22 protein-coding genes are annotated in these 25422 nt (G+C 67.8%); 13 read left to right on the top strand and 9 right to left on the bottom strand.

The features are described 5' to 3' along the window. Positions 1-159: 159 nt before the first annotated feature. The gene (locus SLQ31_RS29065) at positions 160-2781 is read right to left on the bottom strand and encodes an AAA family ATPase (RefSeq protein WP_319437659.1); all 2622 of its coding nucleotides are present in this window, start codon (positions 2779-2781) and stop codon (positions 160-162) included. Next, entirely contained in the window at positions 2778-3929 is a 1152-nt protein-coding gene (locus SLQ31_RS29060) for an exonuclease SbcCD subunit D (RefSeq protein WP_319437658.1), read from the bottom strand. The genes SLQ31_RS29065 and SLQ31_RS29060 overlap by 4 nt, the downstream gene beginning before the upstream one ends. A 114-nt stretch (positions 3930-4043) precedes the next feature. Here SLQ31_RS29060 and SLQ31_RS29055 point away from each other — a divergent pair, with 114 nt between their 5' ends. After that, positions 4044-4550 (top strand): histidine phosphatase family protein, encoded by a 507-nt coding sequence (locus tag SLQ31_RS29055; RefSeq protein ID WP_319437657.1) that lies wholly within the window; start codon positions 4044-4046, stop codon positions 4548-4550. A 75-nt stretch (positions 4551-4625) separates the two neighbouring features. On the opposite strand, the gene SLQ31_RS29050 is transcribed toward SLQ31_RS29055, so the two are convergent. Together SLQ31_RS29050 and SLQ31_RS29045 are read right to left on the bottom strand one after the other, a co-directional pair. After that, positions 4626-5174 (bottom strand): DUF3558 domain-containing protein, encoded by a 549-nt coding sequence (locus SLQ31_RS29050; RefSeq protein WP_319437656.1) that lies wholly within the window; start codon positions 5172-5174, stop codon positions 4626-4628. Beyond that, the gene (locus SLQ31_RS29045; RefSeq protein ID WP_319437655.1) at positions 5171-5737 is read right to left on the bottom strand and encodes a DUF3558 domain-containing protein; all 567 of its coding nucleotides are present in this window, start codon (positions 5735-5737) and stop codon (positions 5171-5173) included. The genes SLQ31_RS29050 and SLQ31_RS29045 overlap by 4 nt, the downstream gene beginning before the upstream one ends. A gap of 166 nt (positions 5738-5903) precedes the next feature. Here SLQ31_RS29045 and SLQ31_RS29040 point away from each other — a divergent pair, with 166 nt between their 5' ends. The 3 genes from SLQ31_RS29040 to SLQ31_RS29030 all read left to right on the top strand — a co-directional run bounded on the left by SLQ31_RS29040 (position 5904) and on the right by SLQ31_RS29030 (position 10836). Further along, positions 5904-7649 carry an ABC transporter ATP-binding protein gene (locus SLQ31_RS29040; RefSeq protein ID WP_319437654.1) on the top strand — a complete coding sequence of 582 codons (1746 nt, stop codon included), beginning with the start codon at positions 5904-5906 and terminating at the stop codon, positions 7647-7649. Positions 7650-7675: 26 nt separating this feature from the next. Continuing rightward, positions 7676-9553, top strand: coding sequence for an ABC transporter ATP-binding protein (locus SLQ31_RS29035; protein ID WP_319437663.1), 1878 nt, complete (start codon positions 7676-7678; stop codon positions 9551-9553). 116 nt (positions 9554-9669) lie between these two features. Then, on the top strand, positions 9670-10836 hold the full coding sequence (locus tag SLQ31_RS29030) for a hypothetical protein (protein WP_319437653.1): 1167 nt from the start codon (positions 9670-9672) through the stop codon (positions 10834-10836). A gap of 27 nt (positions 10837-10863) precedes the next feature. On the opposite strand, the gene SLQ31_RS29025 is transcribed toward SLQ31_RS29030, so the two are convergent. Then, a complete protein-coding gene (locus tag SLQ31_RS29025; RefSeq protein WP_319437652.1) occupies positions 10864-11439 on the bottom strand; it encodes a hypothetical protein in 576 nt (191 codons plus the stop codon). 92 nt (positions 11440-11531) lie between these two features. Here SLQ31_RS29025 and SLQ31_RS29020 point away from each other — a divergent pair, with 92 nt between their 5' ends. Further along, the gene (locus SLQ31_RS29020; RefSeq protein WP_319437651.1) at positions 11532-11744 is read left to right on the top strand and encodes a PEP-CTERM sorting domain-containing protein; all 213 of its coding nucleotides are present in this window, start codon (positions 11532-11534) and stop codon (positions 11742-11744) included. Between the two features lie 12 nt (positions 11745-11756). On the opposite strand, the gene SLQ31_RS29015 is transcribed toward SLQ31_RS29020, so the two are convergent. After that, on the bottom strand, positions 11757-12881 hold the full coding sequence (locus SLQ31_RS29015; RefSeq protein WP_319437650.1) for an adenylate/guanylate cyclase domain-containing protein: 1125 nt from the start codon (positions 12879-12881) through the stop codon (positions 11757-11759). 26 nt (positions 12882-12907) lie between these two features. On the opposite strand from SLQ31_RS29015, the gene SLQ31_RS29010 reads away from it, so the two are divergent. Together SLQ31_RS29010 and SLQ31_RS29005 are read left to right on the top strand one after the other, a co-directional pair. Next, complete coding sequence (locus SLQ31_RS29010) at positions 12908-13438, top strand: DNA-deoxyinosine glycosylase (protein ID WP_319437649.1); 531 nt, start codon at positions 12908-12910, stop codon at positions 13436-13438. Between the two features lie 37 nt (positions 13439-13475). After that, positions 13476-16637, top strand: coding sequence for an ATP-binding protein (locus tag SLQ31_RS29005; RefSeq protein ID WP_319437648.1), 3162 nt, complete (start codon positions 13476-13478; stop codon positions 16635-16637). On the opposite strand, the gene SLQ31_RS29000 is transcribed toward SLQ31_RS29005, so the two are convergent. Further along, complete coding sequence (locus SLQ31_RS29000; protein ID WP_319437647.1) at positions 16634-18025, bottom strand: amidase; 1392 nt, start codon at positions 18023-18025, stop codon at positions 16634-16636. The two genes, SLQ31_RS29005 and SLQ31_RS29000, sit on opposite strands and share 4 nt — an antisense overlap. Positions 18026-18061: 36 nt before the next feature. On the opposite strand from SLQ31_RS29000, the gene SLQ31_RS28995 reads away from it, so the two are divergent. Continuing rightward, positions 18062-18493: an HIT family protein gene (locus SLQ31_RS28995; RefSeq protein WP_319437646.1), complete on the top strand. Its 432-nt coding sequence runs from the start codon at positions 18062-18064 to the stop codon at positions 18491-18493. A gap of 10 nt (positions 18494-18503) precedes the next feature. Continuing rightward, positions 18504-18941 carry a nitroreductase family deazaflavin-dependent oxidoreductase gene (locus tag SLQ31_RS28990; RefSeq protein ID WP_319437645.1) on the top strand — a complete coding sequence of 146 codons (438 nt, stop codon included), beginning with the start codon at positions 18504-18506 and terminating at the stop codon, positions 18939-18941. A 20-nt stretch (positions 18942-18961) separates the two neighbouring features. On the opposite strand, the gene SLQ31_RS28985 is transcribed toward SLQ31_RS28990, so the two are convergent. Both SLQ31_RS28985 and SLQ31_RS28980 read right to left on the bottom strand, forming a co-directional pair. Next, positions 18962-19993, bottom strand: a complete 1032-nt coding sequence (locus SLQ31_RS28985; RefSeq protein ID WP_319437644.1) for an LLM class flavin-dependent oxidoreductase — start codon at positions 19991-19993, stop codon at positions 18962-18964. A 39-nt stretch (positions 19994-20032) separates the two neighbouring features. Continuing rightward, positions 20033-20860, bottom strand: a complete 828-nt coding sequence (locus SLQ31_RS28980) for a uracil-DNA glycosylase (protein WP_319437643.1) — start codon at positions 20858-20860, stop codon at positions 20033-20035. A 53-nt stretch (positions 20861-20913) separates the two neighbouring features. Between SLQ31_RS28980 and SLQ31_RS28975 the strand changes: the two genes are divergently transcribed. From SLQ31_RS28975 to SLQ31_RS28960, 4 genes are read left to right on the top strand one after another with little or no spacing between them, the layout of a single operon-like run. Then, the gene (locus SLQ31_RS28975) at positions 20914-22155 is read left to right on the top strand and encodes an MFS transporter (protein WP_319437642.1); all 1242 of its coding nucleotides are present in this window, start codon (positions 20914-20916) and stop codon (positions 22153-22155) included. Between the two features lie 9 nt (positions 22156-22164). Next, positions 22165-23532, top strand: a complete 1368-nt coding sequence (locus tag SLQ31_RS28970; RefSeq protein WP_319437641.1) for an FAD-binding oxidoreductase — start codon at positions 22165-22167, stop codon at positions 23530-23532. Between the two features lie 43 nt (positions 23533-23575). Then, positions 23576-24814: a cytochrome P450 gene (locus SLQ31_RS28965; protein ID WP_319437640.1), complete on the top strand. Its 1239-nt coding sequence runs from the start codon at positions 23576-23578 to the stop codon at positions 24812-24814. Beyond that, positions 24815-25411: a TetR/AcrR family transcriptional regulator gene (locus SLQ31_RS28960; RefSeq protein WP_319437639.1), complete on the top strand. Its 597-nt coding sequence runs from the start codon at positions 24815-24817 to the stop codon at positions 25409-25411. Positions 25412-25422: the final 11 nt, after the last annotated feature.

The raw sequence follows: 25422 nt of genomic DNA, 5'->3' as shown, positions 1-25422 counted from the left end.
CCGCGGGGGAGTGCAACGCGAGTTTCTGGGCGGCATTCCACACCCGGTCGTGGGGGGCCCCCGCGCCCCCCCTGGGACCCGCCCCCGCCCCCCCCCCCCCGCGGGCGGCGGGCCCCCCCCCCCCCCCCCCCCGCGGCCCCCCCCCCCCGCCGAAATCGCTCAGGCAGTCAGCTCGATCACGTGGGCGTCCTGCACACCCAGGTAGCGGGTCGGCGTGCAGGTGAGCACGATGACCTGGCCGTGATCGCCGACGGTGTCGAAGACGGCGCCCATCTTGGTCAGCCGCTCGGGATCGGTGAAACCCAAAGCGTCGTCGATGACCACCGGCACGCTGTCCTCAGAGGCGACCAGCGCCGCCCCGGCCAGCCGGGCCAGAATGCCGAGTTGTTCCTTCGCCCCGCCCGACAGTGAGTCATAGGGAACCGTGCGTCCGTCCAAGGTGCGGTTGCAGATTCGCAAATCGCTGTCGATCTCGACTTCGAAGGTGGGCCCGAACACCGGGCGGCCAAGCCGTTCGATCTCGGTCCGGAACGGCGCGACATAGCGCGCCCTGGTGGTGTCCCGGTGGCGGGCCATCACCGATCGCAAGAGCTCGGCAGCCCTGGCTCGGCGGGACACTCGCGAATGCTCGGCGGAGGCATGCTCACGGGCGATCTGCGCGACATCCAGGCTGCCCTTGCGTCCCTCGTTACCCATCACCCCCAGTTCGACGGAGATGTCGTTGAGCGCCTGCCCGACGCCGGACTGCTCACGGTCCAGATCGGTGGCCGCGACACTGGCAGCGTCCAATTCCGCTTCCACCGCAGCGGGATCCGCCGCCGCATACCGCTGCGCCAGTTCGGCGACGCCGGTGGCGGCCAGTCGTTGCGCCTCGATATCGGCAGCCGCGCGCTCGGCGATCTGCTCGTCGCCCGCCGACGCCCGCAGTGCCGTGAGCCGCCCAGTCACGGCGTCGAGCTCAGCGGTGGCATCGGTCGCCTTCGACCGCAGAACGGTTGCCGCCATGCTCTTTTCGGTCAGTTGCACGTTGGCACCGGACATCGCACGCTGGTGCAGATCGGCTTGGGCGCGCGCGGTCTCGCGCGCCTCGATGGCCGCAACGAACGCCGCACGCGCGGCGCCGGCGTCCACGCCGGTCGCCAGCAGTTCGACCGAGATCGCGGCCCGCAGGGCTGCCAGCCGTGCACGCAGCGCGCCGACCCCTTCGTCTTCGCACAGCCCGGCCAGGGTCGCGGCCAGCTGATCGCGGGTACTGGTCAGATCCCGGCGACGCTGCTCGATCAGGCGCGCGCCAGCCAGGTCAGCCGCCCCGCCTTGCTGCAGCGCTTCGGCCAGAATCAGTTGTGCGGCATCGAGTTTCGCCTGCGCATTGGATGTGGTGGCGCCAGGGTCGATCCGCACGCCAAGCACGCCCGGCAGCTCCACGGTGGTGGGCGACGAGCTCTCCGGCATCCAGCGTTGCCCCGCGGCCAGCGCAATGGTCTGCTCCCCCACGGTCAGCTCGAGATCGACCGTTGCGGTGAACTCCACCGTCGCGGCGGTCAGCGCGAGCTGAGCCTGAATGCGTTCGACCAGTGCCGCGCCCGACTCGATATCGGCCATCACCTCACCGGTCAGCGTGATCTCGGAAAGCTGACGGGAGAGCTCTGCTACTTCCTGCTCGGCGGCCTCGATGCGGTCCAGGCGCGCAGTGAGGCGCTGCGCCTGCTCACTGGCGGCCAACGCGTCCACGACCCGGCGGGCCTGCTCGACTGCCGCTTCGGCAACGTTCACGGCGGCGGCCGATTCCGCTGCTGCCGCACAGGCCATGTCGATCACCTCGCGGGCGGTGTGTTCGGCCTCGATGGCGGCGGCCAGCTGCGAGCGCACCTCGGTGACCGCCGCGGTGCGTGCGGCCACATCGTCGCGTAGTCGCGCCCGTTCGGCCTGCGCGGCGCTCGACGCGGCGCAGGTTCCCTGCGCCGCCGTCGCGACGAGCTCGGCCTGCCGCAGCTGGTCGGCGAGTTCGGCCAGCGCGCCGGCCGCCGCCTGGGCGGCGGCCAAGCGCGCGCCGATGCCCTGCCTGCGATCGGCCAGCCCGGCCTGCTGCTCGGCGAGGTCGGCGTGCCTGCGCACGCGTTCGTCAACTTCGGCGACCGCGGCGGTGCACCGGGCCACATCGTCGTCGGCGGTGCGCAGCTGGGTGATCGCTGACGCCCACTCGCCCGTCGGTCGCCCTGTCGCGGTGAAGTACCTGCCGAATTCGGCATCGATCCGCTCGATCAGAAGCGGTTCGGTGCCCGATAGCGCCGCGTCGTCACCCGCCGCGAGGTCGAGGGCACGCGACAGCGCATCGCATTCGGACAGGTCCACCGCCGCGGTCGAGCTGGCCTGCAGTACCCGCTGCGCGTGCCACAACCCGGTGTCGACGGTCTCACCGAGCATGGCCAGCACCCGATCGTGGGCCTCATCCCCGGTCAGCTGCTCACGACGCGGCGCCAGAATGGTCAGTTCGGTTTCGCACTTCTTGTGGAAACGCTTGCGATACACGAAACGGTATGGGCCCGTGCTGATCTCGGCGGTCACCTCGGATCCGACATCGGCATGCGTCGGCTTGACCTGCTTGACGTCCTTCTTCGTCGAGCGGTCCTTGTACTCCAGCAGCAGATCGAGCGCCTCGACCATCGACGTCTTGCCGATCTCGTTGGCCCCGCACACGACGACCACCCCGTGGTCGGGAAATTCGATGTCGCGGTGCGCGATTCCGCGGTAGTTGGTCAAGACCAGGCGGTGCAGTTTCATGCCGCACTCCCCGACGCAAGCCGCAGCAACAGCCCCAGCGCACCCTGCGCGTCCTGCGCGGCGTCGCCATCACCGGAGCGGGCGGTGTTGACCAGTTCGTCGACCGCAGCCGCGGCGAATCCACCGATTCCGAGGTTGTCGAATTCGCCGTCGGCGGGCATCACCGCGATGGTGGTGTGCCGTTCCCAGGTGCCCAGCCAGGCGAAGAGCCGCACGTACTTGTCCAGGCAGGCATCCAGCCCGGCGCGGTCGGTGACGGTGAGCGAGCCGGTCAGCCCTAGCCGCACGACCGTGCGCTCTTTGTCCGGCAGCAGATCGAGATTGAGGTCGAGATCGGCGATATCGCGGGTGTCGTCGACCTGGCGGTGCAGCGTGACGAACCGCCAGCGCCCGATGCGGTGGGACTCGACGGTCACCGGGTGGCCCGGGTCGGTCTCGTCGACGTCGACCACCAGGACGTGACCAGGGTCGGCCTCGACGTCGTCGAAATTGGTCACCTCGGGTGAACCCGAGTACCAGATCCGTCCGCTATCGCCGACGCACGTGCGAGAGTGCTTGTCCCCCAAGGAAACATAGTGGACCGCACCGCGGTCGACGGCGTCGGACAGGGCCGCCATCCGGATCAGCGACGGCTTGCCGGGGTCCGGGTCGAGCACGTCGACCCCGCCGTGGGCGACCAGGATGCGGGTGGTGCCGTCGGCCGGGAGATCGGCCAGCACCGCGGCCGTCAGGTCGGTGGTCGGCGCCTTGGTGCGCCACGGCGCGACGACGAGCTGCACACCGGGGCGCACATCCCACACTCCGTCGCGATTCAGCACGATCACGTTGTCCGGGCACTCGGCCTTGAACAGGGCGCTGGTGTACACCGACGACGCGTCCAGCGGGTCGTGGTTGCCGGGCAGCAGGTACACCGGAACACCAATGGCGCGCATGGCTTCCAGCGACTGGCTGATCACCTTCGGGGCGAGCTGGTTGTGCTCGAAGACGTCACCGGCCACCACGACGAACTCCGCCGAGACCTGCGCGGCCAGCGCACCGAGGCCGGCCACCGCGTCACGCCGGGCAGCGGAGTAGCGGGGCTGGGCCTCACCTTCGAGGAAGTGTCGTGTCATGCCGAGCTGCCAGTCGGCGGTGTGCACGAAACGCATTTTCCCCGGCCCATTTCTGTCTCATCGGTGAGTGTTGCGGCGAGTGTATGGCTCGGCGCCGACAAGTCTGCGGACCTCGACCGGCATGTATCCGAAGCGTTTAGCCTTAAGTCCGTGACCGCGCAAGAACGCACCCTGATCCTGATGCGCCACGCCAAGTCGGATTACCCCAACGGTGTGGCCGACCACGACCGGCCGCTGGCCGCTCGCGGGATCCGGGAAGCCGGTCTGGCAGGCGACTGGTTGCGGGCAAACGCGCCGACGATCGATCTGGTGCTGTGCTCGTCGGCGACCAGAACGCGCCAGACCCTGGCCCGCACCGAGGTCAGCGCGCCGGTGACCTACTCGGAGCGGCTCTACGGCGCAACCGCGGGAACGATGATCGACGAGATCAACCAGGTTGGCGATGATGTCGCCACGCTGCTGGTTGTCGGCCACGAACCCACGATGAGCCACGTGGCCCTCGGCCTGGCCGATCCGGACCACTCGGACTCCGATGCCGCCGAACGCATCGCGATGAAGTACCCGACATCGGCCATCGCGGTGCTGCGGGTGCCGGGCAGTTGGGCCGGCCTACAGCTCAGCGGCGCCGAACTGACCGCATTCCACGTGCCCCGTTAAGCCACCACACGCATCCATTCAGACGTGAGAGCGAGATTAGGGAGAAATCGTCGCTCTGCGTTCTGGATCGATGGACTAGGAGTTCGTGGCGAGCGTCAGCTCCATCAACTTGATGGCCTGACCACACGCGTCGATACCGGGCGCCTGCGGGTTGACCCACCAGCCGACGACACCGCCGGCGTCGCTGGCCACGCCGCATCCGCCATTGGCATCGTTGGTCCGCATCACGATCGACGGCACACCGGCGATCGACCGGTTCTCGAGCTGGTACTTGAGGAACTGGCCGACGGCCCGCTCGTTGTCGAGGCTGCCCTGCTCGAACCAGAACCTGGTGATGTCAACCAGACCGGCCGGGTTGGCGGCCTGCCAGCGGCAGACCGCGCCGACGAACGTGCTCTGGATGTCGAGCGGATCCGCACCCACCGTCTTGGCCAGGATGTCGGTCGTCAGGACGTCGCACTCCTTGAGCAGGTTCGGGTACTGCTGCGCGGAGTTGTCATTGCGCGGCGTGGTGCCCGACCCTGATTTCGCCGCGGTTCCGGCCACGGTCTTGGCGCAGCCACTGACCAGTACGAGCGCGGAGAGCACCGCGATCACCACGGCGACGAACCGGCGCGGGCTCATTTGGAGTTCACGATCGATTGCCGGGTCAATTCCTTGGCTATGTCGCAGGCCGGCGGGAACGGCTTCTCGGCGAAGCTGACCGACCATTCGATGAAGTCGTCGTTGAACTGGATTCCGACCTCGCACAGGTTGTCTCCCAGAGTCGGATCGGTGCCGACCGCGATGAACCCGCTGTGGCCCTCGATATTGATGTCTTCGACGCTGGTGCGTGACAGTTCCTCGGTCTTGCGTTCCCGCCCGATCGGGCTACCCCGGTACCAGGTGAAGGAGAAGTGCGGTCCCAGAATGCCGCCGCCGGCCAGCCACTGGCAGCCGATGGAGTTCTTGGCCGTCGTCACCAGGCCGGTCACCCGGGTCTGCTCGGCCATCGTCTGGTCGCTGATGCCGCCACACTCGGGAAACATCGGCCCGTGCTTGGCGTTGCCCGCCTGCGGCGTCGACGGCTGCGATCCTTGCGTCTGACCGGGGCCACTGCCCGAGTCCGAGCACGCGCCGAGCGCCGGGATAGCGGCCGCGAGGGCTACTACCCCTGCGGCCACCGCGAGTTTGCGCGTCGCTGTCATGCGCACCTGCTGCGTGTCACAGCATGCACTGTAGCGGCCACCCCTTACCGCAACCACCGACATGCCGCTTGAGCTGCCGCTTTGCTGTCATTTCACGCGCCGGGAATTGACAGGGCGGTGCACGACCAAGCCCATCCGCCACGCGGGCGTGTGCGACAGTAGCGAAATGCTCCTGGCGCTGCTGAGACAGTATGTCCAGCCGTACCGGTGGCTGGTCGCAGCAGTGATGGTGTTGCAGACCATCAGCACGCTGGCCTCGTTGTATCTGCCCACGGTCAACGCCGCGATCATCGATGACGGCGTGGCCAAGGGCGACACCGGGCTGATCGCCGAACTGGGCCTGGTGATGCTGGCGGTGACGGGTCTTCAGGTGGTGTGCGCGGTCGGCGCGGTCTACTTCGGCTCGCGCACCGGGATGGGTTTCGGTCGCGACCTGCGCTCGGCGATGTTCCATCACGTCACCACGTTCTCCGAGCAGGAGACCGCACGGTTCGGGGCACCGTCGCTGCTGACCCGGACCACCAACGACGTTCAGCAGATCCAGGTGCTGATCCAGATGACGACGACCATCCTGGTGACCGCGCCGATCATGTGCATCGGCGGCATCATCATGGCGATCCACCAGGACGCCGGGTTGTCCTGGCTGCTGCTGGTCAGCGTTCCGGTGCTGGCGTTGTCGAACTACTGGATCGTCTCGCGCATGCTGCCGATCTTCCGCAGCATGCAACGGCTTATCGACGGCATCAATCGCGTGATGCGCGAACAGCTCTCCGGTATCCGGGTGATCCGGGCCTTCGCCAGGGAATCCTTCGAGCAGGACCGGTTCGCCGTCGCGAATGCGGCGGTATCCAACACCGCATTGGCGGCCGGCCGCTGGCAGGCGCTGATGCTGCCGGTCACCACGTTGACCATCAACATCTCCAGCGTCGCCCTGATCTGGTTCGGCGGCCTGCGCATCGACACCGGCCATATGCAGGTCGGCTCGCTGATCGCCTTCCTCTCCTACTTCATGCAGATCCTGATGGCCGTATTGATGGCCACCCTGATCCTGGTGATGCTGCCGCGCGCCTCGGTGTGCGCCGAGCGGATCACCGAGGTGCTTAGCACCCAGCCCGCGATCAGCAGCCCGGCCTCGCCACGCCACCCGGACGGTGGCATCCGGGGTGCGGTCGCGCTGGAGAACGCGACGTTCCGCTACCCCGGCGCGGAGCGCCCTGTCCTGGAAGATGTTTCGCTCACCGCGCGGCCGGGCACGACGACGGCGATCGTCGGCAGCACCGGCTCCGGCAAGTCGACGCTGGTGTCGCTGATCTGCCGGCTCTACGACGTCACCGACGGCGCGGTCCGCGTCGACGGCATCGACGTGCGCGACTATGACACCGAAACCCTCTGGTCGACACTGGGTTTGGTGCCGCAGCGGGGCTACCTGTTCTCCGGCACCATTGCCGACAACCTTCGTTACGGCAAGGCCGACGCGAGCGAAGAAGACATGTGGTCGGCGCTGCGGGTGGCGGCCGCCGAGGACTTCGTCCGCGCCCATCCCGACGGTTTGAGCATGCGGGTCGCCCAGGGCGGCATCAATTTCTCCGGCGGTCAGCGTCAGCGGCTGGCCATCGCGCGCGCGGTGATCCGGCAGCCCACGATCTACCTGTTCGACGATGCGTTCTCGGCCCTGGACGTCCACACCGATGCCCGGGTCCGCACCGCACTTCGCGAGGTGTCCGTGGATGCGACGGTGATCATTGTCTCCCAGCGCATTTCAACCGTCGCCCACGCCGACAACATCATCGTCGTCGACGGCGGCCGGGTGGTCGGCGCGGGCACCCACGACACGCTGCTGGCCGAGTGCGAGACGTATGCGGAGTTCGCCGATTCCCAGTCAATGGGTGCCGGGGTCGGGGGCGGGCAATGACCGGGCCGACATTCCGCGGCGGCGGGATGCGCGCGATGACCCAGGATCCCCGGCAAGCCCGGTCGCGCGACTTCACGGGGTCGGCGCTGCGGCTGCTGCGCCGGCTGATCCCGCAGCGGTGGCCGACCGCCGCGGTGATCGCGTTGTCGATCGGCGGCATCGCGATCGGGGTCCTCGGCCCTCGCATCCTCGGGCACGCTACCGATCTGCTGTTCAACGGCATCCTCGGCCGCCAATTGCCGGCCGGCATCACCAAGGACCAGGCTGTCGCGGCGGCCCGGGCCCGGGGCGACAACACCTTCGCCGACTTGCTGTCCGGAACCAACGTGGTGCCCGGCCGCGGTGTCGATTTCACCGCCGTTGGCCACACCCTGCTGCTGGCACTGGGGCTATATATCGTTGCCGCGCTGCTGATCTGGGCGCAGGCCCGGCTGCTCAACGTGATCGTGCAGCGCACCATCACGGCGTTGCGCGCGGATGTGGAAGACAAGGTGCACCGGCTGCCGCTGTCCTACTTCGACGCCCGGCAGCGCGGCGAGTTGTTGAGCCGGGTCACCAACGACGTCGACAACATCCAGTCGTCGGTGTCGTTGACGATCAGCCAGCTGCTGACCTCGGTGCTGACCGTCGTCGCGGTACTGGCGATGATGCTGAGCATCTCGCCGCTGTTGGCGTTGATCACCGTCGTGACGGTTCCGTTGTCGCTGTGGGTGACCCGGGTGATCGCGCGCCGTTCCCAGCGGATGTTCATCGCCCAGTGGACCAACACCGGCCGGCTCAACGCGCACATCGAAGAGACCTACAGCGGATTCACCATCGTCAAGACATTCGGGCACCGCGCGGTCGCCCAGGAGAAGTTCAGCGACTACAACTCCGACGTCTACCACGCGAGTTTCGGCGCACAGTTCTTTTCCGGCCTGGTGTCACCGGCGACGACGTTCATCGGGAACCTCAGCTACGTCGCGGTCGCAGTGGTCGGCGGCTATCAGGTCGCGACCGGTCAGATCACGCTGGGCAGCATCCAGGCGTTCATCCAATACGTTCGCCAGTTCAACCAGCCACTGACGCAGGTCGCCGGGATGTACAACACCTTGCAGTCGGGTGTGGCCAGCGCCGAGCGGGTCTTCGACTTCCTCGACGAGCCCGAGGAATCACCCGATGCACCCATGGCGTTGCCGAGCACCGCACGGGGCCGGGTCGAATTCCAGAACGTGTCATTCAGCTACGTGCCAGGAACTCCGGTGATCGAGGACCTGTCGCTGGTCGCCGAACCGGGCAGCACGGTGGCCATCGTCGGGCCGACCGGCGCGGGCAAGACCACACTGGTCAACCTGCTCATGCGGTTCTACGACGTCGACACAGGACAGATCCTGCTCGACGGCGTCGACATCACCGGCGTGAGCCGGGAATCGCTGCGCTCGCGGATCGGCATGGTGCTGCAGGACACCTGGCTGTTCGGCGGCACCATCGCCGAGAACATCGCCTACGGCAAGCCCGGCGCGACCGAGGACGAGGTGATCGATGCCGCGCGGGCGGCCTACGTCGACCGGTTCGTCCATACGCTGCCCAACGGCTATCAAACCCGCGTCAGCGACGACGGCGGCAACATCAGCGCCGGCGAGAAGCAGCTGATCACGATCGCCCGGGCGTTCCTGGCTCGTCCGCAGCTGCTGATCCTCGACGAGGCCACCAGCTCGGTGGACACCCGCACGGAACTGCTTATCCAGCACGCGATGACCGAATTGCGGCGGGAGCGAACCAGTTTCATCATCGCCCACCGCCTTTCGACCATTCGCGACGCCGACAACATCCTGGTGATGGATGCCGGGCGGATCGTCGAGTCGGGCAGCCACGGGGACCTGCTCGCGCGCCGCGGCGCCTACTACGCGATGACGCAAGCCTAGCGACCCGAACCGGGAAATTTCACATAAACCAGCAGTATCAGCAAACATGATATACGCTCCTCCCCGAATGGTTGCGGTATCGCGACCTGTGTATGTAACGCGAAAGGCGTTTAGTAATGCCAATGCTGCAGGCCTGCCTGGCGGGGATCGCAACGAGTGTGCTAGCGGCGGGTGTCGTCACCGCAAACTCTGATGCGACTCCCCAGCCGAGCATCCCCACCCGTCCCAATATCGAGCTGGCCGCTTCCACGTTCCCGATCATCGACTTCACGGGAAAGCTCGGTCCGCTGAGCGTCACCCGCAAGCTCACGCTCGGACTGAACGTCCCGCCGAACCTGCTGGCGGGTCTGTTGGGTCAGGCGGACACCGCGTGGAACGCGTCCATCGGCCCCACCGGTGAGGTGAAGAACAGCTTCCTTCTGCCTATCACCTTGGCGCAAACCGCCCCGATTGTGGATCTCGGGTTCGAACCGCAATGGAAGAGCTCGGTCGTGGTCTCGCCGCTCGGCGCGGCCGGCCCGACGATCGACCTCGCCCCCGACCTCAAGTCGAAGATTCACCTCATCGAATACCGGGGCGGCCCTGACGGATACGGCTTCGGCATTAATGGCACGCTGCTGGAGGCCGGCCTCCAGGGCGGTGCCACCTCACCCGCGACCATGCTCGGCGGCAGCGCCACCCTCGGCGAATACAAGGCCCAGTTCTCGGTGATCCCCTTCACCGGCCTGAAAGCCGCTCTCAGCTTCTCGCCGTATTCGGGTGGTGGCGGCGCGTCAATCCAGCTGGGAACGCTCAAGCTTGGCACGACACTGCCCAGCGGGCAGATGAAGTTCGACAGCCAGCTGTGCCTGGGATCGGCCGCAGCCTCGTGCGGCGGTGTGATCGCGCAGGTGTCGCTGTCGGCGATGCTCGGCGGCACCGCACTGGCGATCAACGGCACCGACGCCATCGCCTACGACTTCCCCGATTCGCTGAAGATCGAAATCAAGGCCGGCTCGCTGGCGATTACCGGCAATATCGGCGGCACCGTGACGATCGGAACGGCGAAGGTGGGCGGCGTCATCCCCATCAACATCCAGATCCCGCCGCCGCCTGCGGTGGCCGCAGTCAGCGCTCTGCGCAAGACGCAGACTGCCGCGGCGCAGGACTCGGCGAAGTCGGTGCCGGCCCCGTCGGCAACCACCTCGCGAAAGTCGGCGACCACCAAACGAACCGGGTCGGCCACCAGCGGCAAGTCCGCCGCTAAGCAGGGCACCAAGGCCAGCCGCCAAGCTCGCGGCTGACGCTCACCTGACGCCGAGGGAATGGGGTTAGAGCCCCGGCCCCTCGGCGCGCAGGTCGTCCACCTCGGCCATCGCCGAACGCAGCTTCGCCAGCCACTCGTCGGCATGCTCACCGACGAGTCGCACACTCCACGCGAGCGCGTCCGATCTCGACCGGGCGACTCCCGCGTCGACGAGGGTGTCGAGCACCTGACGTTCGGGTTGCTTGAGGCGGGTCATCACCGGAACGGCGATGTGGGTGAACAGGATTCGCTCAAAGTCATCGGATCCCGCCACTCCGATTTCTATACCCCAGGACACCTTGCGGCCGTACTTGTCCTGGGCCTCCTCGGCGATCCGGATGCGCTCGGATCGGGTGTCCTCGCGGAACCGGGATGCCCTCCCTGACGCGCGTGCTTCGCTGTCCGGTTTGTCGGCGGTCTCGGGCAGCCGTCCGATGACGGTGATTTCCTCGCGGTCGACGATCACCGTGGGGTCGCCGACGAACCATCCGTCGGGGAGTCGTCCGGCGAACCACTCGCCGGCATCGGTCGCGTCGGGCTGGTCGGCCTGTTGCCAGCCGCCGGGGCGACCGGGCCGACGGTGCGTGTGCTGATGCTTCATAAATTACATAATTACATCGTTACAACTCGATCACCAGCCCTTCTCTGAGGGCGAACACGCACAAACCCGCCGCGGGTACGGATAATGAGCGCATGACAGGCGACGAGCTCGACCGTGATCGTGCCCGGGCTGCGCGCGACGTGGCGCGCATGCACCCGGCGATGGTGGCGTTGGTGCTGGGAGTCCCGACGGTGGCCGCCGTCGCCTTGGTCTGGTGGCTAATCGGGCCCGGCACAGCGGTGCTGATGCTGCTCGCGGCCGTTGTCTTCGGAGGCTGGTCGATGGTGCGCAAGCGCAAGCGCTGAAACGGCTGCCGCTCAGGGCTTTTCGGCGCGACGCGCGCGGAAGAGTTTGACGTCGTCCTGGATGCCCTTCAGCCGGCGCGCCCTGGCGAACGACCAATCGAACGAACCGTCGACCCCGATCTTGTCGCGGGCTATCTCCGACACCAGGACCGATCCGGGCCGGGACACCGAGGTGACCCGGCTGGCCAGGTTGACCGGGCTGCCGAACCAGTCACCAGCGCGGCTGACGGCGGGCCCGTAGGACATGCCCACCCGCAACTGGGGAAGCGCGTCATCGGCCTCGGTCGCCTCGACGAGGGCCAGCAGCGCGTCGAGCAGCGCCACCGGGTTCGTCGACACCAGCATCACCGCGTCGCCGATCGTCTTGATGAACCGCACCGGTGGCACAGCCACATTGCGGGCCGCGTCGGCCAGACGATTGGCGAGTTGCTCGAGTTGCTCGGGCGGCAGCAGTTCGCCCAGCCGGGTGAACCCGACGAGGTCGGCGAAGGCCACCGCCACCAGCCGGGCGCCGGGCAGCGGTGCCCCAGCGGCCCGCTCATTGGCATTGACCGCCTCGGTCTCCATCGCGTGCCGCAGCTGCAGCATGAGCATGTCCTGGATCATCGGCCCCAGAAGCGGGGCGGCGACGCCGATCAGCGCCTGCACGCCCTTGGCCATCTCGAGTTCGGTGGTACCGGGTTTTTGCATCGTGGAGGCCACACCGGCGTAGCGCATCGCCTCCGCGGCGTGCGAAAGTCCTTCTGCCAGTATCCGAACCACGCTGAGCAGTTGATCCGAGTCGAGACCCAGGTCGAGAAACCGCTTGATGTGCACGGCGGTCTCGGCATCGGGCCGCAGGAACACCGGCGCATCCGGATCGTCGACCGTCGCCAGCCCGCTGGCGCGCTGGAACCGCATCACCTGATCGATCTCCAGCCCGGTGTCCTCGCTGATCTGACGGGCCGACAGCCGGGTGCCGTCATCGCCCAGCGTCCGGCGCGACGGCAGCAGCATCGGCGCAAATGACTCCTGAATCTCCTCGACGGTGATGCCCTGCTCCAGCAGCCACGGAATCAGCTCGGCCCGCTGGTCGCGGGCATCGCCCGTCAACCCGTCGAGCAGCCCGGCGGCCTCCGGGTCGATAGCGTCGGTCACCGACCCAACGTATACCGTCTCTGCTCATGTCAGGATCCCCGCTCCTGGAGGGGCTGCCGCCGATCGGCTCCCCCGATGCGCGGCTGGTGATCCTCGGCAACATGCCCAGCGTTTTGTCCCTGGCATCCGGGCAGTACTACGGCAACCCACGAAATGCGTTCTGGCGCATCATCGGCGAGCTATACGGTTGTGCACCCGACGCGCCCTATGCGCAGCGGACCGCGATCCTCGAACGCCACGACATCGCGGTCTGGGATGTGCTCAAGCACTGCAGGCGCATCGGGAGCCTGGATTCGGCGATCGAGCCGGACACCATGGTGGCCAACGACTTCGGGAGCTTCTTCGCCGCCCACGCCAGCGTGGAGCGGGTGTACTTCAACGGCGCGGCGGCGGAACGCAACTTCACCCGGCTCGTCGACTTCGACGTACCGTCCACTCTGCGGCTGCCGTCGACCAGCCCCGCTCAGACCATGCGCTATGCGGACAAACTGGCGACATGGCGCGCGGCGCTGTCTGATGTCGCCGGCCCAGCGGCTCCGGCGGCTGGCGCCCGATAAGCCTTCGGCGCAGGCCAAAGCCGCTTATCCTCGTCGGGTGGCAGTCGACAGCACGACGTGCCGAGTGTGTGGCGCCCAACCGCGGCAGGGCGCGCGGTTCTGCGACACCTGCGGTTCGTCGCTGACCGACAGCGAAATGCCGGCGGAGTACAAACAGGTCACCGTTCTGTTCGCCGATGTGGTGCGTTCTATGGACATCGCCGCCGCGCTGGGGGCGGAGCGGTTGCGGGAGATCATGACCGACCTGGTCAACCGGGCCTCCGCGGTGGTCACGCGCTACGGCGGCACCGTCGACAAGTTCACCGGTGACGGCATCATGGCGATCTTCGGCGCGCCGGCCGCCCTCGAAGACCATGCGTTCCGCGCCTGCCTGGCGGCCCTGGACCTGCAGAAGGAAGCCGCGCCCCTGGCGGCCGAGATCGAGAAGCGCGACGGCCTGCAATTCCAGCTGCGGGTCGGTCTGAACTCTGGCCAGGTCATCACCGGCGACATCACTTCGAGCCCAACGAGTTACACCGCAGTCGGCGAGCAAGTGGGGCTGGCTCAGCGGATGGAGTCGGTCGCCCCACCCGGCGGGGTGATGCTCAGCGAGTCCACCGCCAACCTGGTCGAGGGCATGGTCGAGTTGGGCGACGCCGAGCTGGTTCACGTCAAAGGCGCGCACGCGCCGTTGCCGGCTCGGCGCTTGGTGGGCGCGCTCGGCGGGCTGCGACGCCGGCGCGCAACGGAGACCACTCTGGTGGGCCGCGCCTGGGAGTTGGCCAGCATCGCCGGCATGCTCGACGAGGCGATCGACGGGACTGGCTGCGTCGTGGCTCTGGTCGGGCCTGCCGGGATCGGCAAGAGCCGCATCGTGTGGGAGGTCAGCGCGCGGGCAGCTCAGCTCGGCGTCGACGTGATCACCGCATCGTGCGAGTCGCACACCAGCGACCTGCCGTTCCACACTGCCGTCGCGCTGCTCACTGCCGCCATGGGCATCGCCGGCATGGAGAACGCGGCGGCCAGGGAGCATCTTCGCGGTCAAGTCCCCGGTGTCGACGCCGACGACCTATTGCTGGTGGACGACCTGCTCGGCATCGCCGACCGCGGAGTCAAGGCGCCGACCATCGAGGCCGATGCCCGCCGACGCCGGCTGACCGGACTCCTCGACACCGCGCTGATGGCTCGGCAACGGCCGACGGTCTTCGTCATCGAGGACGCGCATTGGATCGACGAACCGAGCGAGGCACTGCTCACCAGCTTTCTCGAAGTGGCGCCGCAGACACCCTCGGTCGTCCTGATCACCTACCGACCCGAGTACCGCGGTGCACTGGCCAATGCACAAGGCGCTCAGACGATCACGCTGCGGCCGCTGAGCAACACCCAGACCTCGGCTCTGACCAGCGAGCTGCTCGGCCAGGATTCCTCGGTGCTTAAGTTGGCCGACCACATCGCCGAACGCGCGGCGGGCAATCCGTTCTTTGCCGAGGAGATCGTGCGCGATCTCGCCGAACGCGGTGTGCTCGAGGGCGTTCGGGCCAGGTACAGCTGCGGCGCCGCCATCGCCGATATTCGGGTGCCGGCCACCCTGCAGGCTGCCATCGCCGCGCGCATCGACCGCCTGGGGCCGGCCGCCAAACGAACGCTGTCGGCGGCGTCGGTGATCGGCTCCCGCTTCAATGCGGAGCTACTCGAGGGCTTGAGCGTCACACCGTCTTTCAGCGAGCTTGTCGACGCCGAGCTCGTGACGCGTGTGCAGTTCACGTCGCAGGACGACTACGCGTTCAAGCACCCCCTCATCCGCACCGTGGCCTATGAATCGCAGCTCAAGTCCGATCGCATCGAGCTGCACCGGCGACTGGCCGCGGTGATCCAGACGCGGAGCTGCGGTGACGACAAGGCCGCCGAGGTCGCCGAGCATTTCGAGGCGGCCGGCGACCTTCGCGTCGCGTTCGACTGGCGCATGCGGGCAGGTCAGTGGCTGACCAACCGGGACATCGCGGCGGCACGGGCCAGCTGGCAGCGGGCACGCCAGGTTGCCGACCGGCTGCCGGCTGACACACCCGATCACCTTGCCTTGCGGATCGCGCCACGGACTCTGTTGTGCGCCAGCGCCTATCGAGGCGGTGGACGTATCGACGACACCGGATTCGACGAGCTTCGAGCGCTCTGCGAGCAAGCCGGTGACAAACGCTCCCTCGCCATCGCGATGGCAGGGCTACCCGTCACGATGTCATTGCTGAATCGGCATCGTGATGCTGTCCTGCTGGCCGATGAACTGGAGGAACTCGTCGACTCGATCAACGACGCCCTCCTGACCGTGGGCCTTCTGCACGGTGTGATCACGGCCCGGCTGCACGGCGGTGAAATTCAGGCGGCAGCACGAGCTGCGCAACGGGTGATCGACGCGGCCGCAGGCGACGCGACCATGGGTGAGCTGCTCATCGGCTCCCCACTGGCACAGGCAACGATGCTCCGCGGGGTGGCCCGATGCGTGCTGGGCCAACCCGGATGGCGTGAGGACTTCGCAGAGGCCATTGCCATGGCGCGCAGCTCAGACCCCGTCACCCGGGCGATCGTCGTCTCCTATCCCTCCGGAATGCTGTTTCTCAACGGCGTCTTCGTTGCCGACGACACCTTCGTGGCAGCGGTGCGCGATGCGTTCGACACCGCCGAACAGTCGGGCGACGACTTCACCCTCGGCATGGCCGGATTCGCCTACGGCGCAGCATCAATGGCCCGCGGCGAACCCGACCCTGCGGTCGGCGCTCAAATCCTGGAGGAGGTTCTCGAATCGGGTGCACTACAACAGAACGCGTTCGGCGCACTTCCGCCTGGTATCGCGCTGGCAACCCACCGCGCGAGATTCGGAAATGTCGACGGTGCGGTAAGGATGTCCAGGGTGTTGGTCGACGATTCTTTCGGCAGCGGCGAGATGATCCTGCGCGGTCCGGCCACCGTGGCGCTGGTGGAAGCGCTACTACAACGCGGAGCCGAAGACGATGTGCGCGAAGCGCGTACGGTCGTCGACCGGCTGGCCGCGGTACCCACGGATCCCGGCTTCGCACTGTTCGCGCTTCCCCTGCTGCGGCTCCGGGCGCTACTGGCGCGCTCGGACGGCCACGAAGATGGCTACCGGGAATTCCGCGACCAATATCGCACGATGGCGAATGCTCTTGACTACCAAGGCCACATGGCACTGGCCGAAGCGATGGACTAGGACACCGGCGGCCGACGATGCGCCCACGGACGGGCGATCTCGATCTGGTGGCTCAAAGACAACAGCGTCGCCTCGTCGTACGGCCGGCCGACCAGTTGCACCGACACCGGGACGCCCTCGTGATCCAGCCCCCACGGCACGACGGCGGCGGGCTGACCGGTGGCATTGAAAATGCCAAGGAACGGAACTCGGGAAGCCACCATGGCCAATGTCGAGACCCCACCGCGGTGCTGGTACTGGCCGATCCGGGACGGCCCCAGCGCGGTTCCGGGGGTGATCACCACATCGACGTCGTCGAAGATCGACTGCACTCGTGCGTTCAGCGCCGGTTCGGCGGCCCGAATCCGGGCGATCTGGGTATCGGAGATCAACCGGCCAAGGCGGGCAATGCCTTTCGTCCTTGACTCGAGGCGCTCGCGGTGCGGCAATGCGGTGACATCCTGATAGGCACCGCGCCACATCCGCGGCAGCAGATGACCGTAGACGGCCCACGCCGGATAATCCGGATCACGCCAGAGGACGTCGTGGCCGAGGTCGCGCAGCAGCGTCTCGGCGCCGTCCATCGCCTTCTGTTGGGCTTTGCCGACACGGCCGACGACTGTCGGTGGGAGCTTGGTACTCAACGCAATTCGCAGCCGGCCGGGCTCCCGGTTGGCGGCCGCGACGAACCCGCCCGACGGAGCGGGTTGCGTCGTCGTCGCATCGAGGAACAGCGCTGCGTCTTCCACCGTGCGGGCCATCGGGCCGTTGACGGACAGCCCGCACCACGCGTCGTCGTGCGGGGCCATCGGCACGCGATCACGCTGCGGCTTGAGACCGAAGAGCCCGCACCAGGTGGACGGGATGCGAATCGATCCGGCGCCATCGGAACCCAGCGCCATCGGGGCCAGGCCCGCGGCCACCGCTGCCCCACTGCCGCCGCTGCTGCCGCCGGGTGTGCGGGCCAGGTCCCACGGGTTGTGCGTGGCGCCGAACGCGACGGTCTCGGTGAAGGGCCACAGCATCATCTCCGGAACCGCCGTCTTGCCCAAGATCACCGCGCCCGCCTCACGCAGCCGGCGCACCACCTCGGCGTCGGCCGTCGGCGCCAATCCGTAGGCGCTGCTGCCGTAGCAGGTGAATTCGTCGGCGACGTCGACGTCGTCCTTGATCGCGATCGGCACCCCCAGCAAGGGTTTACGTTCCCCGGCGTCGAGCAGTTCCTGTGCTGCCGCGGCTTCTCGCCGCGCCCTTTCGGTGAACACGACGCGATAGGAGCGCAACTCGCGGTCGACGCGGGCTATCCGCTCGAGGTAGAGCTCCAACAGAGCCGGGGCGGTGATTGTCCCGTTGACGAGCATGCGCGCCTGCTCGGCGGCACCGGCGAAGGCAATGTCGGTGGAGTCCATCTCCGGCAGCGTAGCGCTGACCGCTACGGTGGCGAGATGGCATGCGTGTTCTGCGAGATCGTCGCCGGTACGGCGCCGGCCATCCGCGTCTACGAAGACGACGACGTCCTGGGCATTCTCGATATCCGGCCGTTCACCCGTGGCCACACGCTGGTCGTGCCCAAGCGGCACAGCGTCGACCTGACCGATACGCCGGCCGAGACCCTCGCCGGAATGCTGGCCGTCGGTCAGCGAATCGCGCAGGCCACCCGGCTCTCAGCGTTGGGCGCGACCGGGAACAACATCGCCATCAACGACGGCAAGTCGGCGATGCAGACGGTGTTCCACATTCACCTGCATGTGATTCCGCGGCGCGACGGTGACAAGCTGTCTGTCGCCAAAGGGATGCTGCTGCGCCGTGATCCCGATCGCGAGACCACCGGGCGGATTGTGCGCGATGCCCTGACAGCACTGGACACAACTGGATGAGAGTGATGGCATGACGTCGCTGAACCACATGGCGTTGATGAAGTTCGTGAAGGTGCACGACGCGATCTACCGGCGCACCAACGGCTGGATCGGGCACCGGATGCCCGGCGTGCCACCGTCGTTGATGCTGCACACCATTGGTGCGAAAACCGGTCAGCCGCGGTCCATCTTGCTGGCGTACTACCGCGACGGCGACGATTACCTGGTGGTCGCGTCCAATGGCGGCGCGGACCGCAACCCGGCCTGGTATCACAACCTTCGTGCGCAGCCGAACATCGAGATCAACCTCGGCAGAAGGCGTTTGGCGGTCACCGCACACCTCCTGTTGCCGGACGATCCGGACTATGCCCGGTTATGGCAGGTCTGCGACTCGGCGAACAGCGGCCGGTACAACGCCTATCAGCAGGGCACCGATCGGCCCATCCCGGTGGTTCGCCTGACGCCCTGAGTGCCGCGAAAGCGCTTGGCCTAGAACAGCTCTTTGGCCAGTAGCTCCAACGTGACCTCACGCGCGGGTGCGGTGCGCGGGTCGGTACCGCGAGGCGCCGAGGCGACGGGGTTGACCATCACCTCGTCGACGTCGAACTCCAGCGCGACCGCGCGGACCTGCTCGGCCGCCTCGGCCGGGGACCCAACCACGGCCTGGCCGCGACCGGCCGCGATGACGGCTTCCGCCTGCGGGTGCATCGTCAGCTCCGCGGCATCCTCGACGAGGTCGAGCGGCCCGAGGGGCTGCCCCGTACGCAGCCGCGCCATCATCTGCAGATTGGGCAGCAGAAGGGCTTCGGCCTCGGCGCGCGTGGGCGCGACCACCGCGTTGACGGTCATGAACGTCACCGGCTCGGCGGCCACATCGCTCGGCCGGAACTCCGACCGGTAGGTGGCCAGCGCCTCGACGGTGCCCTGCCCGGCGAAGTGGTGGGCGAAGACGTACGGCAACCCCTTCGCGGCGGCCAGATGTGCCGAGTACATCGACGAACCCAGCAGCCACAGCCGCGGCTCCTCGACCGCCGCCGGGGTGGCCTTGAGGATGTAGTCCTGGTTGCGGATCGGGATGCGGACGCCGTGCGCACTCATCAACGCCGCGACGTCGTCGAGGTACTGCGGAAAGTTCTCGATGTCGGAATCGTCGCGGGTGCCCCGCAGCATGATCGAGGTCACCGGATCAGAGCCCGGCGCCCGGCCGATGCCCAGATCGATGCGCCCGGGGGCGGCGGCCTCCAGCAGCGCGAACTGCTCGGCGACGGCCAGCGGCGCGTGGTTGGGCAGCATCACCCCACCCGAGCCCAGCCGCAGCTGCGTGGTCTGGGCGGCCAGGTAGGCGAGGATCACCGGCGGGCTGGTTGCCGCGACGGCGGGCATGTTGTGGTGCTCGGCCACCCAGTACCGGGTGAATCCCAGCCGGTCGGCGGTCTGGGCCAGTCGCACGGTGGCCGCCAGCGCGTCGCTGGTGGTCTGGTCGGTGCGCACTGGAACGAGGTCGAGGACAGAAAGCCGCATAGCAGCCTCAACGATACGACTGCCGTACTTGTTTCCCGCTTACCCGCGCAGGCCGGCCCGCTTGGCCGCATCGGTGAAGACGTCGTCGAGCATGGCCGGGGTGAGCCGCCCGGTGAACATGTTCTGCTGGCTGGGGTGATAGCAGCCCAGCAGTTGCCGACCCGAGGGCAAGTCGACCACCACCCCGTGACCGAACTTCGGCTTGGCCCCGCCCGGTAGGTCGTCGGCCAGCAGCCGCAGGGCGGCCTCCCAGCCGAACCCGCCCAGGGTGACGATCACCCGGACGGACGGAGCGATCATGTTCCACTCGGCGGTCAGCCACGGCTCGCACGTCGACCGCTCGTCGGGCAACGGCTTGTTGCCGGGCGGGGCGCACCGCACCGCAGCGGCAACTCGGATCTCGTTGGTGCTCAAGCCATCCGCAGCGTCGACACTCGTCGGCTGGTTTACCAGCCCGGTGCGGTACAGCGCGGCGAACAGCTGATCACCCGAGCGGTCACCGGTGAACACCCGGCCCGTGCGGTTGCCGCCCTGCGCGGCAGGGGCGAGTCCCAGCACCAGAATCTTCGGCTGCGCCGCACCCCACCCGGTGATCGGTCTGCCCCAGTACGGCTCACCCGCGAACGATCGCCGCTTGACGACCGCGACCTCCTCGCGCCAGGCGACCAGCCGTGGGCAGGCCCGGCACACGCTGACCAGGGCATCGAGGTTCGCCAGATCGCCTGCCGTCGCGGCCAGCGTGGCCACCTGCCCGGGGTCGGCGGCCACCGGGGTTGCGGCCGTCGCGGGATCACCCGGCCAGCCCGTCCCCGGCGGGACCGGCGACTCGAACAGCACACCGGTGCGCGGATGGGGGTAGGCGGTCACCGGTCCACTGTGCCCGCGCGCGCGGCGCCGCGCGAGAAAACTAGGCTCTGCCAGTGACCAACACGCGCATCCCCGCGCTGCTGATCCTGTCTTCGACGTTTTTGGCCGCAGGTGCCAACGGCATCTCCATGGTCGCGTTCCCGTGGCTGGTGCTGCAGCGCACCGGCAGCGCGGTGGACGCCTCGATCGTCGCCGGCGCGGCGACCCTGCCACTGCTGTTCGCCACGCTCATCGCCGGTGCGGCCGTCGACTTCATCGGCCGGCGCCGGGTGGCCATGCTCTCCGACGTCCTCTCGGCCGCCGCGGTCACCGCAATCCCCGTACTGGCCATCGTGTTCGGCTCCGGTGTGCTGAACACCCTCGTGCTGGCCGGGCTGGCCGCCCTTGGCAACTTCTTCGATCCGGCCGGCATGACCGCCCGGCAGTCGATGCTGCCCGAGGCCGCCGAACGGGCAGGGTGGACCCGCGATCACACCAACAGCGTCTACGAAGCGGTGTTCAACCTGGCCTACATCACCGGGCCCGGCATCGGCGGTCTGCTCATCGCGACGCTCGGCGGAATCAACACGATGTGGGTCACCGCCGCGTTGTTCGCGCTGGCGATCCTGGCGATGGCGGTGCTGCGGCTCGAGGGCACCGGACGTCCGGTCCGCGAAAAGCTGCCCGAGAGCATGGTTTCCGGCGTCCTGGAGGGGTTGAAGTTCGTCTGGCACAACCGGGTGCTGCGCACGCTCGGGCTGATCGACCTGGCCGTCACCGGCCTGTACCTGCCGATGGAAAGCGTGCTGTTCCCGAAGTACTTCACCGACCGCAACGAGCCGGCCCATCTCGGCTGGGTGCTGATGGCGCTGGCGATCGGCGGGCTGATCGGGGCGCTGAGCTGGACGGTGCTGTCGAAGATCTCCAGCAAGCGCACGACGGTGCTGACGGCGGTGCTCACGTTCGGCATCGCCGTCACCGTCATCGGGTTCCTCCCGCCGCTGCCGGTGATCCTGTCGTTCGCCGCGCTCGTCGGCCTGGTCTACGGGCCGATCGGGCCCATCTACAACTCGGTCATGCAGAACCGCACCCCCGAGCACCTTCGCGGCCGGGTGGTCGGGGTGATGACGTCGATGACCTATGCCGCGGGTCCCATCGGGTTCATGCTGGCCGGCCCGCTGGTCGACGGGTTCGGCCTGAAGGTGACATTCCTGGTGCTGGCGGTGCCGATCCTGGCGATCGGTGTGCTGTGTCCCTGGCTGCCGGCACTGCGCGAACTCGACGACGAGCCCGAAGCGCAGCCGGCCCACGCTTAGGATGGCGCAATGGCCGTGAGCGCTGTGGCCGGCCTGGCCGCCGAACTGCCCGACGGGGTCGTCGTCACCGACCCCGACATCGTGGCCTCCTACCGCCAGGACCGGGCCGCCGATCCCGCGGCCGGCACACCGTTGGCGGTGGTCCGGCCCACCCGCACCGAAGAGGTGCAGACGGTGTTGCGCTGGGCATCGGACAATCGCATTCCGGTGGTACCGCGCGGGGCGGGCACCGGCTTGTCCGGCGGAGCGACGGCGGTCGACGGCGGGATCGTGCTGTCGACGGAGAAGATGCGCGACATCACCGTCGATCCGGTGACCCGCACCGCCGTCGTACAGCCCGGGCTGCTCAATGCCGAGGTGAAGAAGGCGGTCGCGGAGTACGGCCTGTGGTATCCACCCGATCCGTCGTCGTATGAGATCTGCAGCATCGGCGGCAATATCGCCACCAACGCCGGCGGACTATGCTGCGTAAAGTACGGCGTGACAACCGATTACGTGCTCGGACTGCAGGTGGTGCTGGCCGACGGAACCGCGGTGCGCCTTGGCGGGCCGCGACTCAAGGACGTGGCCGGCCTGTCGCTGACCAAGCTGTTCGTCGGCAGCGAGGGCACCCTGGGGGTGATCACCGAGGTGACGTTGCGACTGCTGCCACCTCAGCCGTCGGCGTGCACCGTGGTGGCCACGTTCGATTCAGTGGAGGCGGCCGCAGCGGCCGTGCTCACGATCACCAGCCGCATCCGGCCGTCGATGCTGGAGTTCATGGACGCGGTGGCGATCAACGCCGTCGAGGACAAACTGCGGATGGGCCTGGATCGTTCGGCCGCGGCGATGATGGTGGCCGCCTCCGACGATCGCGGGTCGACCGGCGCCGAGGACGCCGAGTACATGGCCGGGGTCTTCACTGAAGCCGGTGCCACCGAGTGCTTTTCGACCGCCGACCCGGACGAGGGTGAGGCTTTTGTGGCGGCTCGTCGGTTTGCCATCCCGGCGGTGGAGGCCAAGGGCGCCCTGATGCTCGAGGACGTCGGGGTGCCACTGCCCGCGCTGGCCGAGCTGGTCGGCGGGGTGGCCAAGATCGCGGCCGACCGCGACCTGACGATCTCGGTGATCGCCCATGCCGGCGACGGCAACACCCATCCGCTGATCGTCTACGACCCCGCCGACGCCGCGATGACCGAGCGCGCCGAAAAAGCGTTCGGCGAAATCATGGATCTGGCGGTGTCACTTGGCGGGACGATCACCGGCGAACACGGCGTCGGCCGACTCAAAAAGCCCTGGCTGGCGGGCCAGCTGGGCCCGGAGGCGATGGAGCTCAACCGCAAGATCAAGGCCGCGCTCGACCCCGACGGGATCCTCAACCCAGGTGCGGTGATCTAGAACAACCCTTGACACAACACCTCGCTTGTCGTATCCATAAGACATGACAGCAGTTGTGTCTCACGAGGCGGAGGCCCGCTTCGAGCTCGCCACCGCCGAGACCTGGGGCCACCGCTGGCCGATGTACCAGGCCCTGCGCGACCTCGACCCGGTGCACAACGTCGTGCCGGACAACCCCGACCACAACTACTGGGTGCTGTCCCGGCACGCCGACATCTTCACCGCCGCACGCGACCACGAGACGTTCTCCTCGGCCGAGGGCCTGACCGTCAACTACAACGAGCTGGAACTGATTGGCCTGCAAGACAACCCGCCATTCGTCATGCAGGACCCGCCGGTGCACACCGAGTTCCGCAAGCTGGTGTCACGCGGATTCACCCCCCGGCAGGTCGAATCAGTCGAGCCCAAGGTGCGGGAGTTCGTCGTCGAGCGCATCGAGCGGCTGCGCGCCAACGGCGGCGGCGACATCGTCGCCGAGCTGTTCAAGCCGCTGCCGTCGATGGTGGTCGCGCACTACCTCGGCGTACCCGAGCAGGACCGCGACCAGTTCGACGGCTGGACCGACGCCATCGTGGCGGCCAACACCTCGTCGGAGGGACTCGGTGGTGCGCTGACCGGCCTCACCGAAGCCCTTGGCGGGATGATGGGCTACTTCACCGAACTGATCGAGCGACGCCGGCGTGAACCCGAAGACGACACGGTGTCACATCTGGTGGCCGCCGGCGTCGGCGCGGACGGCGACATCGCCGGCACACTGTCGATACTGGCCTTCACGTTCACGATGGTCACCGGCGGCAACGACACCACCACCGGCATGCTCGGCGGGTCGGTGCCGCTGCTGGCCGAGCGTCCCGACCAACGCCAGCTGCTCGTCGACCAACCGGACCTGATCTCCGACGCCGTCGACGAATTCCTGCGACTGACCTCCCCGGTGCAGGGACTGGCCCGCACCACGACTCGCGATGTCGAGCTGCACGGCAAGACCATCCCGGCCGGGCGGAAGGTGCTGCTGCTGTACGGCTCGGCCAACCGCGACGAGCGCCAATACGGCCCCGATGCAGCCGAACTCGATGTCACCCGCCGCCCGCGCAATATCCTCACGTTCAGCCACGGCGCCCACCACTGCCTCGGCGCGGCTGCCGCGCGCATGCAGGCCAGGGTTGCCCTGACCGAATTGCTGTCGCGCTGCCCCGATTTCGAGGTCAACGAGGCGGGTATCGTCTGGGCCGGCGGCGGCTACGTGCGCCGGCCGCTGTCCGTACCGTTCCGGGTGCGTGGCTAGATGACGGGTAAGGACTGGCTGAGTTCACGTCGCGCGGAGGTGGCCGCCGACCGTATCCTCGACGCCGCCGGTGAGTTGTTCGCCAACCATGCCGTCGGGGGCGTCGGGATGAACGACATCGCCCGTACCGCAGGGTGTTCCAGGGCCACGCTGTACCGCTACTTCGAGAACCGCGAAGTGCTGCACACCGCGTACGTGCACCGGGAAGCGTACCGGCTGCACGAGCAGATGACCGAGCTCGTCAACGAGATCCCCGATCCCCGCGAACGACTGCTGGCCGGGCTCAGCGAGTCCATGAAGCTGGTGCGTGAGAGTCCGGCGTTGTCGTCGTGGTTCAACACAGCCGACTCCCCCATCGGCGCCGAGATGGCCGAGCAGTCCGAGGTCATCCAGGCGCTGACATCGGGCTTCCTGCTGTCGCTGCGGCCCGACGACCCGGACGTCGTTCATCGCCGTGCCCGCTGGCTCGTTCGGGTGCTGACGTCGCTGCTGATCTTCCCCGGCCGCGACGCCGACGACGAGCGCGCGATGCTCGAGGAGTTCGTCGTTCCGATGGTGTGCCCCAACGAGACCGAGTCTGCGTTGAAACCGCATTGAGAGCGAACTTT

It is taken from the genome of Mycobacterium sp. RTGN5, assembly GCF_033804465.1.
Lineage (GTDB): Bacteria > Actinomycetota > Actinomycetes > Mycobacteriales > Mycobacteriaceae > Mycobacterium.
Note: the sequence above shows the minus strand (reverse complement) of the source record. Positions and strands in the feature narration are given on the sequence as shown.